Origin of the sequence: Citrobacter sp. Cpo012 (genome assembly GCF_030333015.1) — a bacterium.
Lineage (GTDB): Bacteria > Pseudomonadota > Gammaproteobacteria > Enterobacterales > Enterobacteriaceae > Citrobacter > Citrobacter portucalensis.
In genome coordinates this window covers 1-14,119 of the sequence record NZ_JAOWGR010000030.1, presented here as the reverse complement: position 1 = coordinate 14,119, position 14,119 = coordinate 1, and the positions used below count along the sequence as shown (strand labels likewise).

The 14,119-nt window shown below is 53.1% G+C and carries 9 protein-coding genes and 1 other RNA gene; 6 read left to right on the top strand and 4 right to left on the bottom strand.

All coding sequences use genetic code 11. The features are described 5' to 3' along the window. Positions 1 to 33: 33 nt before the first annotated feature. The gene (locus OGX90_RS02300) at positions 34 to 387 is read right to left on the bottom strand and encodes a DsrE/DsrF/TusD sulfur relay family protein (protein WP_048235258.1); all 354 of its coding nucleotides are present in this window, start codon (positions 385 to 387) and stop codon (positions 34 to 36) included. Between the two features lie 218 nt (positions 388 to 605). Here OGX90_RS02300 and OGX90_RS02295 point away from each other — a divergent pair, with 218 nt between their 5' ends. Then, positions 606 to 1,991: a YchO/YchP family invasin gene (locus OGX90_RS02295; protein WP_234691996.1), complete on the top strand. Its 1,386-nt coding sequence runs from the start codon at positions 606 to 608 to the stop codon at positions 1,989 to 1,991. A gap of 21 nt (positions 1,992 to 2,012) precedes the next feature. Here the strand turns inward: OGX90_RS02295 and narL are convergent, their stop codons facing one another. Continuing rightward, the gene (gene narL, locus OGX90_RS02290; protein ID WP_003833392.1) at positions 2,013 to 2,663 is read right to left on the bottom strand and encodes a two-component system response regulator NarL; all 651 of its coding nucleotides are present in this window, start codon (positions 2,661 to 2,663) and stop codon (positions 2,013 to 2,015) included. Beyond that, a complete protein-coding gene (gene narX / locus OGX90_RS02285) occupies positions 2,656 to 4,452 on the bottom strand; it encodes a nitrate/nitrite two-component system sensor histidine kinase NarX (RefSeq protein WP_003833391.1) in 1,797 nt (598 codons plus the stop codon). Before narX ends, narL begins: the two co-directional genes overlap by 8 nt. Positions 4,453 to 4,792: 340 nt before the next feature. On the opposite strand from narX, the gene OGX90_RS02280 reads away from it, so the two are divergent. The 5 genes from OGX90_RS02280 (at position 4,793) to narI (ending at position 13,249) form a co-directional block, all read left to right on the top strand. Beyond that, a complete protein-coding gene (locus tag OGX90_RS02280; protein ID WP_003833390.1) occupies positions 4,793 to 6,184 on the top strand; it encodes a NarK family nitrate/nitrite MFS transporter in 1,392 nt (463 codons plus the stop codon). Between the two features lie 402 nt (positions 6,185 to 6,586). Further along, entirely contained in the window at positions 6,587 to 10,330 is a 3,744-nt protein-coding gene (locus OGX90_RS02275) for a nitrate reductase subunit alpha (RefSeq protein WP_008784960.1), read from the top strand. Further along, the gene (narH, locus tag OGX90_RS02270; RefSeq protein WP_003833388.1) at positions 10,327 to 11,865 is read left to right on the top strand and encodes a nitrate reductase subunit beta; all 1,539 of its coding nucleotides are present in this window, start codon (positions 10,327 to 10,329) and stop codon (positions 11,863 to 11,865) included. The genes OGX90_RS02275 and narH overlap by 4 nt, the downstream gene beginning before the upstream one ends. Continuing rightward, the gene (gene narJ / locus OGX90_RS02265) at positions 11,862 to 12,572 is read left to right on the top strand and encodes a nitrate reductase molybdenum cofactor assembly chaperone (protein ID WP_008784959.1); all 711 of its coding nucleotides are present in this window, start codon (positions 11,862 to 11,864) and stop codon (positions 12,570 to 12,572) included. The genes narH and narJ overlap by 4 nt, the downstream gene beginning before the upstream one ends. Next, positions 12,572 to 13,249, top strand: a complete 678-nt coding sequence (gene narI, locus OGX90_RS02260; RefSeq protein ID WP_003833386.1) for a respiratory nitrate reductase subunit gamma — start codon at positions 12,572 to 12,574, stop codon at positions 13,247 to 13,249. Before narJ ends, narI begins: the two co-directional genes overlap by 1 nt. A 616-nt stretch (positions 13,250 to 13,865) precedes the next feature. Here the strand turns inward: narI and OGX90_RS02255 are convergent. Then, positions 13,866 to 13,996, bottom strand: a non-coding RNA gene (locus OGX90_RS02255) — RtT sRNA. Positions 13,997 to 14,119: the final 123 nt, after the last annotated feature.

Sequence of the window (14,119 nt, the reverse complement as noted above, 5' to 3'; positions counted from 1 at the left end):
GACACTTTCAGTGAGCTTGCCTGAAGCGGTGTATCAGAAGGTTAATACTTTATCTGCAGCCAGCGTCCATTGAGCCAGTTCTACCAGCGTGCCGACGGCTACTCCGTCAATTAACGGAAGCGTCGTGATCCCGCGGCCATCGGTGCAGGTTTTACACAGTTTGACCGGCACATTTTGCGCCGTCAGGATCTCCAGCATTTGCTGAATATTATATCCTTCCGCAGGTTTTTGACCGCTAAGCCCCGCCGTTACCGCGTCCGACATTAAAAATAAACGTAGGTCGAGTTCCGCATCCTGTTCGCGCAGGGCGATGGCCAGACGCAGGCTGTTAAATAACGATTCGCTTCCATAGGCTGCACCGTTCGCGACGATCACTATCTTTTGCATTATTACTCCTGTTGTCAGATGGAAGGGATAATTCCTGGCGTGTATGTTACTCCCTGTTCCTGATGTGGGAAAGAAAGCATGGTTGCAGGAGTGGGTACCTCTAATTATCCATGTAAGAAAATCCCGAAAACGGGGATAAAGGCTGCAATTAACAGCCGAAGACGTTATGGTTTAGGTTAAGTGTGTCTAATTCATTGATGTAAGAAACAACTGACGATTTGAGCCGTAATATTTATTTTTCTCTCGCTGTATTCTCACTCTTGCCATTGGCAGGCGGTATTGCCAATGCACGGACATCTTTTATTCACCAGGCTGAAAACCCTTTCGATAACAATAGTGATGGCTTACCCGATCTCGGTATGGCGCCGGAGTCGCGGGCAGGCGAAAAGCACTTTGCCGAAATGGTCAAAGCGTTTGGTGAAGCCAGCATGACCGATAACGGGCTTGATACGGGTGAACAGGCGAAGCAGTTCGCATTTGGTCAGGTGCGTGACACGGTCAGCGAACAGGTTAATCAGCAACTGGAATCCTGGCTCTCTCCCTGGGGAAACGCCAGCGTTGGATTGCAGGTGGATAACGAAGGCAGCTTTACCGGAAGTCGGGGAAGCTGGTTTATCCCATGGCAGGACAATCAACGATATTTAACCTGGAGCCAGTTGGGGCTGACGCAACAGGACGAAGGTTTAGTCAGCAATGCGGGGATTGGGCAGCGCTGGGTACGCGACGGCTGGTTTCTGGGTTACAACACTTTCTATGACAACCTGTTGGATGAAAATCTGCCCCGGGGAGGCCTTGGCGCCGAGGCGTGGGGTGAATACTTGCGCTTATCCGCTAACTATTACCAACCGTTGTCCTCCTGGCAGGAGCGTTCCGCAACCCAGGAACAACGGATGGCCCGCGGCTACGACCTGACTGCGCAAATGCGCATGCCGTTCTATCAACACCTCAATACCAGCGTCAGCGTGGAACAGTATTTTGGCGACCGGGTGGATTTGTTTCATTCCGGAACCGGGTACCACAATCCTGTGGCGGTGAATCTGGGATTGAGCTATACGCCGGTGCCGTTGATTACCGTGACGGCACAACATAAGCAGGGGGAAAGCGGAGTCAGCCAGAATAACCTCGGCTTAACGCTGAATTACCGCTTTGGCGTGCCGCTAAAAAAACAGCTGATGGTCAGCGAGGTGGCAAACAGCCGATCGCTGCGCGGCAGTCGTTATGACGATCCGCAGCGTAACAATCTGCCGACGCTGGAATATCGCCAGCGTAAAACATTGTCGGTATTTTTGGCCACGCCGCCCTGGGATCTCAAGTCTGGTGAGACGGTGGCGCTGAAGCTGCAGGTGCGTAGTTTGCATGGGATCCGCCATTTGACCTGGCAGGGTGATACCCAGGCGTTGAGTTTAACGGCGGGTAGCGATAACCGAAGCGCGCAAGGCTGGACGATTATTATGCCGAAGTGGGACAGCAGCGAAGGCGCGGCAAACCGCTGGCGGTTGTCTGTGGTGGTAGAAGATGAGCAGGGTCAGCGTGTCTCTTCCAATGAGATCACGCTATCACTGACCGAACCGTTTATTACCGTTTCGGAAAATGATCCTCGTTAGCAATGAAGCATCAACGCGTTATCAGAAAATGCGTTCCTGATGTACCCATACCGCGGCTTCGACGCGTGATTTGAGCTTCATTTTCTTCAACATATGCTTCACATGGACTTTTACCGTACTTTCAGTGATGTCCAGACGACGGGCGATCATCTTGTTCGGCAGCCCCTGGGCAATGAGCTTGAGAATGTCGCGCTCACGCGGTGTCAGTTGGGTGACATCACGGTCCGACGTTGCACGATTAGCACGCAGGCTGGCGGCGAGAACCGGCGTTAAGGCTTCACTCAGCACCATTTCACCGGCCGCTGACTGTTGTAAGGCTTTGAGTAAATCTTCAGGCTCCATATCTTTCAGCAGATAACCGTCAGCGCCGCGTTTCAGTGCGGTAACTACGTCTTCTTCATGATTGGATACGCTAAACACAACGATACGGCCCGACAGTGACTTTTCACGCAGCTTATCGAGAGTTTCCAGACCGTTCATGCCGGGCATGTTGAGATCAAGCAGGATCAGATCGGGATCAAGGGATTCAGCCAGCTCGATACCCTGCTCACCATTGCTGGCTTCGCCGACAACGGTAATATCGGGCGCCATGCTGACAAGCTGTTTTACACCGGTTCGCAGCATCGGATGATCGTCGATCAACAGGATGGTTGCCGGTTCCAGATTACTCATGGGTATCTCCTTGGACTTCTGTGAAGTTTGTTTCGGGAATAAAAGTGACAGCAACTTCAGTACCGCCCGTCTCGCGACGGCGTACGCGGCAATCGCCGCGCAAGCTCTGCGCACGATCGCGCATTATAATCATGCCGTAGTGGTTACTGCGTTCGGCGTTTTCCGGTACGCCGCAGCCGTTATCTTGCACTGTTAGTTTGACCTGCTTGCCATTTTGCACCACCGTCACGACCACTTCATTGGCCTGAGAGTGTTTAAGTGCATTACTCAGGGCTTCGCGCGCAATTTGTAGCAGGTGAATCGCCTGATGCGAAGGGACCAGGCGTGGCGGTAGCTGATAATCCAGCTTAACCGTAAATCCAAAACGGGCGCTGTACTCCTGACAGCTGGCTTCCAGCGCCGGCCGTAATCCAGGTTCCGTGAGCTGTAAACGGAAGGTGGTTAACAGCTCACGCAGTTGTGCCCATGAAGCATTCAGCTCGTTACGAATCTGGCTGAGCAACTCGCGACAGTTATCTGAAAGCGCATCGCCCTGCATCTGCAAACAGCTAACCTGCATCTTCATACAAGAGAGCGATTGTGCAATAGAATCATGAAGTTCGCGTGCAATGGTGGCACGCTCTTCCATCACGATCAACTGCTGCTGACGCTCCTGATGTCTGTCGAGCGCGAGCGTTGCGGTCAGTTGCTCAACCAGGGTATCAACCAGCTGTTGCTGATCGTGGCTGAGATGGCGTCCGTTCGGCAAGGTAGCGAGCAGAATACCATACTGGGTATGCGCATCGGTCAGCCGCCATTTCAATGTGATCCCGCCGTCAATCGCGGGCAGCGTTCCGCGAGGACACAGATGGCAACCTTTTTCATCACAGCTGGCATTGGACTGACAGGTAAATTCCTGATGATTGTCTTCATCTTCCAGGTCGTAAACCCGGAGTTCAATATCATGTAGCAAGGTCAAATTTTGCAGACCGTTCAGTACCGGAGAGAGGCGTTCGCACAACGGCACCTGAGAGTGCAGGCGGCGGTTGGCTTGCCACAGAAAAGAAAGGATCTGATTTTTGTGCTCCAGTCCCGCCGTTTTTTCCTGCACCCGCTGTTCCAGCACGGCATAACTTTCGGCTAGTTCTTCCGACATATTATTCAGTGCCGAGCCCAGAGCGGCCATCTCATTACGCCCGCTGATACGCGCGCGTTGGGTAAAATCACGTTGGCTGACGGCTCGCGCCATCGCCAGCAGCTGCTTCCATGGCTCTAACAGGCGCACGCGCAGCCAGATAATGGTAAAAACCAGCAGCAATGCCATAAATATGGCCATCAGGCGATGCAGCAGGACGACGCGTTCAATGCGTAATTCGGTGGTATGGTCAAAGGCGGTAACCAGCTTATCCAGACCGCCTACAAAGCGCGTTACATCCTGCGCTACCGCATCAGGCGTTTGCGCATGCGCAAGCCCCGGCGCCAGTTCAGTGTGCCAGTAATCCTGTAGTGCTTTTAACTGCGCCTGTTGTCCGTCTCGCTTTGCGGCACGCGTCAACTCCGGGCTAAACGCCGTTTTCTCCATTTCATCCAGAAGCGGTTGATCGCTAGCGTCCAGCGGTACGGCTGCAAGCAGGCGATAACTCTGCATGCGCAGCGATCCCGCTTTGTTGATTGCATGGGCGCTACCCTGAACGCCCTGAACCAGCCAGCCGGAGACAGCCATACCAGCCACGCCGATGGCTGTGGACAATAAAACAATCAGCGCCACCTGGTTGACCAGCGTAAGCGGGGAGAGACAACGTTTAAACATGGTGACTTGTTCCTTCGGGTTTTCGTCGAACAGAAAACCTTATTGAATGACGATTCTGCTGCAGGCAGTGGCGTTATTCTCGGCGATACACTGGAGTATACCCATACCTCAAACGGGCTACCTCTTAATTGCCAGCGGAGGGAGAGATCCCAGGCGAGGGGGAGTAGGGGGCGACAGAAGCGTGAAAAACCACATCTTTTTTACCGAAGTTATGTACTCATTTAGGGTAATGATAAATTTTAGGCATGAATAATGACACCTTTTCCTTTGATTTATATCAACTTACCTCCAGCTGTAAACCCTAATGTTGCAGGCATCGAAACAAGTATCAGAGGTGTCTATGAGTCACTCATCTGCCCCGGAAAGGGCATCTGGAGCTGTAATTACCGAATGGCGGCCGGAAGATCCCGCCTTCTGGCAGCAGCGTGGTCAACGAATCGCCAGCCGTAACCTGTGGATTTCAGTCCCTTGCTTGCTGCTGGCGTTTTGCGTGTGGATGTTATTTAGCGCCGTGGCGGTGAACTTACCGAAAGTCGGTTTTGATTTCACCACTGAACAGCTGTTCATGCTGACGGCATTACCTTCGGTGTCCGGCGCGCTGCTGCGTGTTCCGTACTCCTTTATGGTTCCCCTGTTTGGTGGACGTCGCTGGACAGCGTTTAGCACCGGTATCCTGATCATTCCTTGTGTATGGTTAGGTTTTGCGGTGCAGGATACCTCCACGCCGTTTAGTACCTTTATTATTATCTCTCTGTTGTGCGGTTTCGCCGGTGCGAACTTTGCGTCCAGCATGGCAAACATCAGTTTCTTCTTTCCAAAACAGAAACAGGGTGGTGCGCTGGGTCTGAACGGTGGCCTGGGCAACATGGGCGTCAGCGTGATGCAGTTGGTTGCGCCGCTGGTGGTTTCACTGTCAATCTTTGCCGCATTTGGTAGCCACGGGGTTGAACAACCGGATGGTACGCAGCTGTATCTGGCAAACGCCGCATGGATTTGGGTACCGTTCCTTGCGGTGTTAACGCTGGCTGCATGGTTTGGTATGAATGAACTGGCAACCTCAAAAGCGTCGCTGAAAGAGCAATTGCCGGTGCTGAAACGTGGGCATCTGTGGATTATGAGTCTGCTGTATCTGGCAACCTTCGGTTCATTCATCGGTTTCTCTGCCGGTTTTGCCATGTTGTCAAAAACGCAGTTTCCTGAGGTACAGATCCTGCATTACGCCTTCTTTGGACCGTTGATTGGCGCGCTGGCTCGTTCAGCGGGTGGCGCAATCTCTGACCGTCTGGGCGGAACCCGTGTAACGCTGGTGAACTTCGTGCTGATGGCTATTTTCAGTGCCTTACTGTTCCTGACGCTGCCATCAAACGGTGTCGGTGGCAACTTTATCGCCTTCTTCGCGGTGTTCCTGGCATTGTTCCTGACGGCTGGTCTGGGGAGTGGTTCAACCTTCCAGATGATCTCCGTTATCTTCCGCAAGCTGACGATGGACAGAGTGAAAGCTGAAGGCGGTTCAGAAGAGAAAGCAATGCGCGAAGCAGCAACCGACACCGCGGCAGCGTTGGGCTTTATCTCAGCCATTGGTGCGATTGGCGGCTTCTTTATCCCGAAAGCATTTGGTACGTCTCTGGCGTTAACTGGTTCGCCGGTCGATGCGATGAAAGTCTTTCTGATCTTCTATGTCGCTTGTGTGGTCATCACCTGGGCGGTATACGGACGTCATTCTAAAAAGTAAAAAAGTAGTAGCAGTTGATTATCCATTATCCATTGCGCGGTGTTAGACCGCGCTTTTTTTTGCTCTAAATTAGTTACAACATACTTATATGTGAGCTCATGACGAAAGTCTGCGAAAACGGTGCTGGTAATATGCCTGGCAGGGGGGATACCCCTTAATACCCACTTATAAAGAATTTAACATTTGTATGATAAGTGATTTTAATAAAATCATTTAAATTCAATATGTTGACTGTTTTATTAATATCCTACTAAGGGGGTATGTGAAAATCGACCCTCTGTTTTCATCCCTGCATGCCTTGATCGTTATCAATTCTCACGCCCTTTCAGAGCGTTACCTTCGCTCTCAATCAAGCAATGTCGATTTATCAGAGAGCCGTCAGGCTCCTACAGGAGAAAACCGATGAGTAAATTCCTGGACCGGTTTCGCTACTTCAAGCAGAAGGGCGAAACCTTTGCCGATGGGCATGGCCAGCTTCTCAATACCAACAGGGACTGGGAGGACGGATACCGCCAGCGTTGGCAGCATGACAAAATCGTGCGTTCAACCCACGGGGTAAACTGCACGGGCTCATGCAGCTGGAAAATCTATGTGAAAAATGGTCTGGTGACCTGGGAGACCCAGCAAACTGACTACCCACGCACGCGTCCAGATATGCCTAACCACGAGCCTCGCGGCTGCCCACGTGGTGCAAGCTATTCCTGGTATCTCTACAGCGCTAACCGTCTGAAATACCCGCTGATGCGCAAACGTCTGATGAAGATGTGGCGTGAAGCAAAAAGACTGCACAGCGATCCGGTAGACGCATGGGCATCCATCATCGAAGACGCCGACAAAGCAAAAAGCTTCAAACAAGCGCGTGGTCGTGGTGGATTTGTTCGTTCTTCCTGGCAGGAAGTGAATGAACTGATTGCTGCATCTAACGTTTACACCATCAAAACCTATGGCCCTGACCGCGTTGCAGGCTTCTCTCCGATCCCGGCGATGTCGATGGTTTCTTATGCTTCCGGCGCACGCTATATGTCGCTGATTGGCGGTACCTGCCTGAGCTTCTACGACTGGTACTGTGACCTGCCGCCGGCTTCCCCGCAAACCTGGGGCGAGCAAACCGACGTACCGGAATCTGCCGACTGGTATAACTCCAGCTACATTCTTGCATGGGGCTCTAACGTACCGCAGACCCGTACTCCGGATGCGCACTTCTTTACTGAAGTTCGCTATAAAGGCACCAAAACGGTAGCGATTACTCCGGACTACGCAGAAATCGCCAAACTTTGCGACCTGTGGCTGGCACCGAAGCAGGGAACCGATGCTGCGATGGCAATGGCGATGGGCCATGTCATGCTGCGCGAGTTCCACCTCGATAACCCGAGCCAGTACTTCACCGACTACGTTCGTCGTTATACTGACATGCCAATGCTGGTGATGCTCGAAGAGCGTGACGGTTACTATGCTGCTGGTCGTATGCTGCGTGCGGCGGATCTGGTCGACTCTCTGGGCCAGGAAAATAACCCAGAATGGAAAACCGTCGCTATCAACAGCAACGGCGAAATGGTTGCGCCAAACGGTTCAATTGGTTTCCGTTGGGGCGAAAAGGGCAAATGGAACCTTGAGCAACGCGACGGTACGTCCGGTGATGAAACCGAACTGCAGCTCAGCCTGCTGGGTAGCCAGGACGATATCGCTGAAGTGGGCTTCCCGTACTTTGGCGGCGAAGGTACCGAGCACTTCAGTAAAGTAGAGCTGGAAAATATTCTGCTGCACAAACTGCCGGTTAAACGCCTGCAGTTGGCCGATGGCTCTACCGCGCTGGTGACCACCGTTTACGACCTGACCATGGCTAACTATGGCCTGGAACGTGGTCTGAACGACGAAAACTGCGCGACCAGCTACGATGACGTGAAAGCGTACACGCCGGCATGGGCAGAAAAAATCACTGGCGTATCACGTTCTCAGATCGTGCGCATTGCCCGTGAATTTGCGGATAACGCCGATAAAACACACGGTCGTTCGATGATCATCGTCGGTGCGGGCCTGAACCACTGGTACCACCTCGATATGAACTATCGTGGCCTGATCAATATGCTGGTGTTCTGCGGTTGTATCGGTCAGAGCGGCGGCGGTTGGGCCCACTACGTCGGCCAGGAAAAACTGCGTCCGCAAACCGGCTGGCAGCCGCTGGCGTTTGCTCTTGACTGGCAGCGTCCGCCTCGTCATATGAACAGCACTTCCTACTTCTATAACCACTCCAGCCAATGGCGCTATGAGACGGTTACTGCGCAGGAACTGCTTTCCCCGATGGCAGACAAATCCCGCTACAGCGGTCATTTGATTGATTTTAACGTTCGCGCTGAACGTATGGGCTGGTTGCCATCTGCGCCGCAGTTAGGGACTAACCCACTGCGTATCGCCGAAGAAGCGCAGAAAGCAGGTATGACGCCGGTGGATTACACCGTTAAATCCCTGAAAGAAGGTTCTATTCGCTTTGCGGCAGAGCAGCCGGAAAACGGTAAAAACCATCCGCGCAACCTGTTTATCTGGCGTTCTAACCTGCTCGGTTCTTCCGGTAAAGGCCACGAGTACATGCTCAAGTATCTGCTGGGTACTGAACATGGTATTCAGGGCAAAGATCTCGGCCAGCAGAGCGGCGTGAAGCCTGAAGAAGTGGAATGGCAGGATAACGGCCTGGACGGCAAACTGGATCTGGTTGTCACGCTGGACTTCCGTCTGTCGAGCACCTGTCTGTATTCCGACATCGTGTTGCCGACCGCAACCTGGTATGAAAAAGACGATATGAATACCTCGGACATGCATCCGTTTATTCATCCTCTGTCTGCGGCCGTTGACCCGGCCTGGGAATCGAAGAGCGACTGGGAAATCTACAAAGCCATCGCCAAGAAATTCTCTGAAGTTTGCGTGGGCCATCTCGGTAAAGAAACTGACGTCGTTACGCTGCCTATTCAGCACGACTCTGCCGCAGAACTGGCACAACCGCTGGACGTGAAGGACTGGAAAAAAGGTGAATGTGACCTGATTCCTGGTGTTACCGCGCCGCACATCATGACCGTTGAGCGTGATTATCCGGCAACATACGAGCGTTTCACCTCCATCGGCCCGCTGATGGAAAAAATCGGTAACGGCGGTAAAGGGATTGCCTGGAATACCCAGAGCGAAATGGATCTGCTGCGTAAGCTCAATTACACCAAGGCTGAAGGTCCGGCAAAAGGCCAGCCTTGGCTTAATACCGCAATTGATGCAGCCGAGATGATCCTGACGCTGGCGCCGGAAACTAACGGTCAGGTAGCCGTTAAAGCCTGGGCTGCGCTGAGTGAATTTACCGGTCGTGACCATACGCATCTGGCGCTGAATAAAGAAGACGAAAAAATTCGCTTCCGCGATATTCAGGCGCAGCCGCGCAAAATTATCTCCAGCCCGACCTGGTCAGGACTGGAAGATGAACACGTGTCTTATAACGCCGGCTATACCAACGTTCACGAGCTGATCCCATGGCGTACGCTGTCTGGTCGCCAGCAGTTGTATCAGGATCATCAGTGGATGCGTGACTTTGGTGAAAGTCTGCTGGTTTACCGTCCGCCAATCGACACCCGTTCGGTGAAAGCGGTGATTGGGGAGAAATCTAACGGTAACCCGGAAAAAGCGCTCAACTTCCTGACGCCGCACCAGAAATGGGGTATCCACTCCACTTACAGCGACAACTTGCTGATGCTGACGCTGTCACGCGGTGGCCCGATTGTGTGGATGAGCGAAGTCGATGCGAAGGATCTGGGAATCGAAGATAACGACTGGATCGAAGTCTTCAACAGCAACGGTGCGCTGACGGCACGTGCAGTTGTCAGCCAGCGTGTACCGGCCGGGATGACCATGATGTACCACGCGCAGGAACGTATCGTTAACCTGCCGGGTTCAGAAATCACCCAGCAGCGCGGTGGGATCCACAACTCGGTGACCCGTATTACGCCGAAACCGACCCATATGATCGGCGGCTATGCGCAGCTGGCCTACGGCTTTAACTACTACGGCACCGTCGGTTCAAACCGTGATGAGTTCGTAGTTGTACGTAAGATGAAGAACATTAACTGGTTGGATGGCGAAGGCAATGACCAGGTACAGGAGAGCGTAAAATGAAAATTCGTTCACAAGTCGGCATGGTGCTGAATCTCGATAAGTGCATCGGCTGCCACACCTGTTCAGTGACCTGTAAAAACGTCTGGACCAGCCGTGAAGGTATGGAGTACGCCTGGTTCAACAACGTCGAAAGTAAGCCTGGCGTTGGCTTCCCGAACGACTGGGAAAACCAGGAAAAATGGAAGGGCGGTTGGATCCGTAAAATCAACGGCAAACTGCAGCCGCGCATGGGTAACAAAGCGCTGCTGTTGGGTAAAATATTTGCTAACCCGCATCTGCCGGGCATGGATGATTACTACGAGCCGTTTGATTTTGACTACCAGACGTTGCATAACGCCCCGGCAGACAGCAAAGCGCAGCCGATTGCTCGTCCACGCTCGCTGATCACCGGTCAGCGAATGGATAAAATTACCAGCGGTCCGAACTGGGAAGAAATTCTGGGCGGCGAGTTCGAAAAACGCGCCAAAGATCAGAACTTCGAAAACATGCAGAAGGCGATGTACGGTCAGTTCGAAAACACCTTCATGATGTACCTGCCGCGTCTGTGTGAGCACTGCCTTAATCCGGCGTGTGTGGCGACCTGTCCGAGCGGCGCTATCTACAAGCGTGAAGAAGATGGCATCGTGCTGATCGACCAGGACAAGTGCCGCGGCTGGCGTATGTGTATCACCGGCTGCCCGTACAAGAAGATCTACTTCAACTGGAAGAGCGGGAAATCTGAGAAGTGCATTTTCTGCTACCCGCGTATCGAAGCTGGTCAGCCGACCGTTTGCTCCGAAACCTGTGTAGGTCGTATCCGTTATCTCGGCGTACTGCTGTATGACGCAGATGCGATCGAAAGTGCAGCAAGCACCGAGCACGAAAAAGATCTGTACCAGCGTCAGCTGGACGTGTTCCTCGATCCGAACGATCCGGCTGTTATTGAACAGGCGCTGAAAGATGGTATTCCGCTGAGCGTCATTGATGCCGCACAGCAGTCTCCGGTTTACAAAATGGCGATGGACTGGAAGCTGGCGCTGCCGCTGCATCCGGAATACCGCACACTGCCGATGGTCTGGTACGTGCCGCCATTGTCACCGATTCAGTCAGCTGCTGATGCGGGCGAGCTGGGCAGCAACGGTATTCTGCCGGATGTTGACAGCCTGCGTATTCCGGTTCAGTACCTGGCGAACCTGCTGACTGCAGGTGACACCCAGCCGGTACTGTTGGCGCTGAAACGTATGCTAGCGATGCGTCACTACAAACGTGCGGAAACTGTTGACGGCAAAGTTGATACCCGTGCGCTGGAAGAGGTGGGCTTAAGCGAAGCGCAGGCACAGGAAATGTATCGTTACCTGGCGATCGCAAACTACGAAGATCGTTTCGTTGTACCGAGCAGCCATCGTGAACTGGCACGTGACGCGTTCCCGGAGAAAAGCGGTTGTGGCTTTACCTTCGGCGACGGTTGCCACGGTTCTGATACTAAATTCAATCTGTTCAACAGCCGCCGCATCGACGCTGTCGATGTGACCAGCAAAACGGAGCCGCACCAATGATTGAACTCGTCATTGTTTCGCGTCTGCTCGAGTACCCGGATGCTGCCTTGTGGCAGCATCAGCAGGAACTTTTCGATGCACTCGCGTCATCTGAGAACCTGGATAAAGAGGATGCCCAGACTCTGGGCGTTTTCCTGCGCGATCTAACCGCGCAGGACATGCTGGATGTGCAGGCCGCCTACAGCGAACTGTTTGACCGTGGCCGCGCGACATCGCTGCTGCTGTTTGAACATGTTCACGGTGAATCCCGCGATCGCGGTCAGGCTATGGTTGACCTGATGGCACAGTATGAGCAGCACGGTTTACAGCTCGACAGCCGCGAACTTCCCGATCATCTGCCGCTGTATCTGGAATACCTTGCGCAACTGCCGAAAAGCGAAGCACTAGGTGGCTTACAGGATATTGCGCCGATTCTGGCGCTGCTTAGCGCTCGTTTGCAACAGCGTGAAAGCCGTTATGCGGTGCTGTTCGATTTGCTGTTAAAACTGGCGAATACCGTTATCGACAGCGATAAAGTGGCTGAAAAAATTGCGGATGAAGCCCGTGACGATACTCCACAAGCGCTGGATGCGGTCTGGGAAGAAGAGCAGGTGAAATTCTTCGCCGATCAGGGGTGTGGCGAGTCGGAAATCTCCGCTCACCAGCGTCGTTTTGCCGGGGCCGTTGCGCCGCAGTATCTGAATATCACCACCGGAGGACAGCAATAATGCACTTCCTGAATACGTTCTTCTTTGACATCTATCCGTACATCGCGGGTTCTGTCTTTCTGATCGGCAGTTGGCTGCGTTATGACTATGGGCAATATACATGGCGTGCAGCTTCCAGTCAGATGCTGGATCGCAAAGGGATGAACCTGGCGTCAAACCTGTTTCACATCGGGATCCTGGGTATCTTTGCTGGGCACTTCCTTGGCATGTTGACGCCGCACTGGATGTATGAAGCCTGGCTACCGCTTGAAGTGAAACAAAAGATGGCAATGTTTGCGGGCGGTGCCAGTGGCCTGATGTGTCTGATTGGTGGTGTACTGCTGCTGAAACGTCGTCTGTTCAGCCCGCGCGTGCGGGCCACCACCACCGGGGCGGATATTCTGATCCTCTCACTGCTGGTGATCCAGTGTGCGCTGGGCCTGCTGACCATTCCGTTTTCCGCCCAGCATATGGACGGTAGCGAGATGATGAAGCTGGTGAACTGGGCGCAGACAGTGGTGACCTTCCAGGGCGGAGCGTCTCAATATCTCGATGGTGTTGCGTTCATTTTCCGTATGCACCTGGTGCTGGGTATGACGCTATTCCTGTTGTTCCCATTCTCTCGTCTGGTACACATCTGGAGCGTCCCGGTCGAATATCTGACACGCAAATACCAGATTGTTCGCGCGCGTCACTAATCGTATATTTGAGAATGACAAAACCCTGCTTCGGCGGGGTTTTTTTATGCCTGTTTGCCGGATGGCGGCGCAAGCGCCTTATCCGGCCTACGAAGGTATCAGCGAGCGCTGTAGGCCTGATAAGTGCAACGCATCAGACGAATAGCGGGCACGTATCGAGTTCGTAGGCCTGATAAGCGCAGCGCAGCAGACAAATTACGGGCACATGTCGAGTTAGTAGGCCTGATAAGCGCAGCGCAGCAGACAAATTACGGGCACATGTCGAGTTACTAGGCCTGATAAGCGCAGCGCAGCAGACAAATTACGGGCACATGTCGAGTTAGTAGGCCTGATAAGCGCAGCGCAGCAGACAAATTACGGGCACATGTCGAGTTAGTAGGCCTGATAAGCGCAGCGCATCAGGCAAATTGCGGGCACGTGACGAGTTCGTAGGCCTGATAAGTGCAGCGCAGCAGACAAATTGCGGGCACATGTCGAGTTTGTAGGCCTGATAAGCGCAGTGCAGCGCAGCAGACAAATTACGGGCACATGTCGAGTTAGTAGGCCTGATAAGCATAGCGCATCAGGCAAATAAAAGGCATTGCTGAGGAATTGAGTGTGTTGCTTTATGAAGTGATGGTGGTGGGGGAAGGATTACTCAGCGCTACGCGCTTCGCCCTTCGGGTCGTTGCCTGCGGCAACGCTTTCTCGCTACGCTCGAATCGAACCTTAGTCGAAACTTCTCATCCTTCCCGCATGGGCGGAATATGGGGCATTAGAGATTGATTTACTGTTGGTGCTTTATGAAGTGATGGTGGTGGGGGAAGGATTCGAACCTTCGAAGTCGATGACGGCAGATTTACAGTCTGCTCCCTTTGGCCGCTCGGGAAC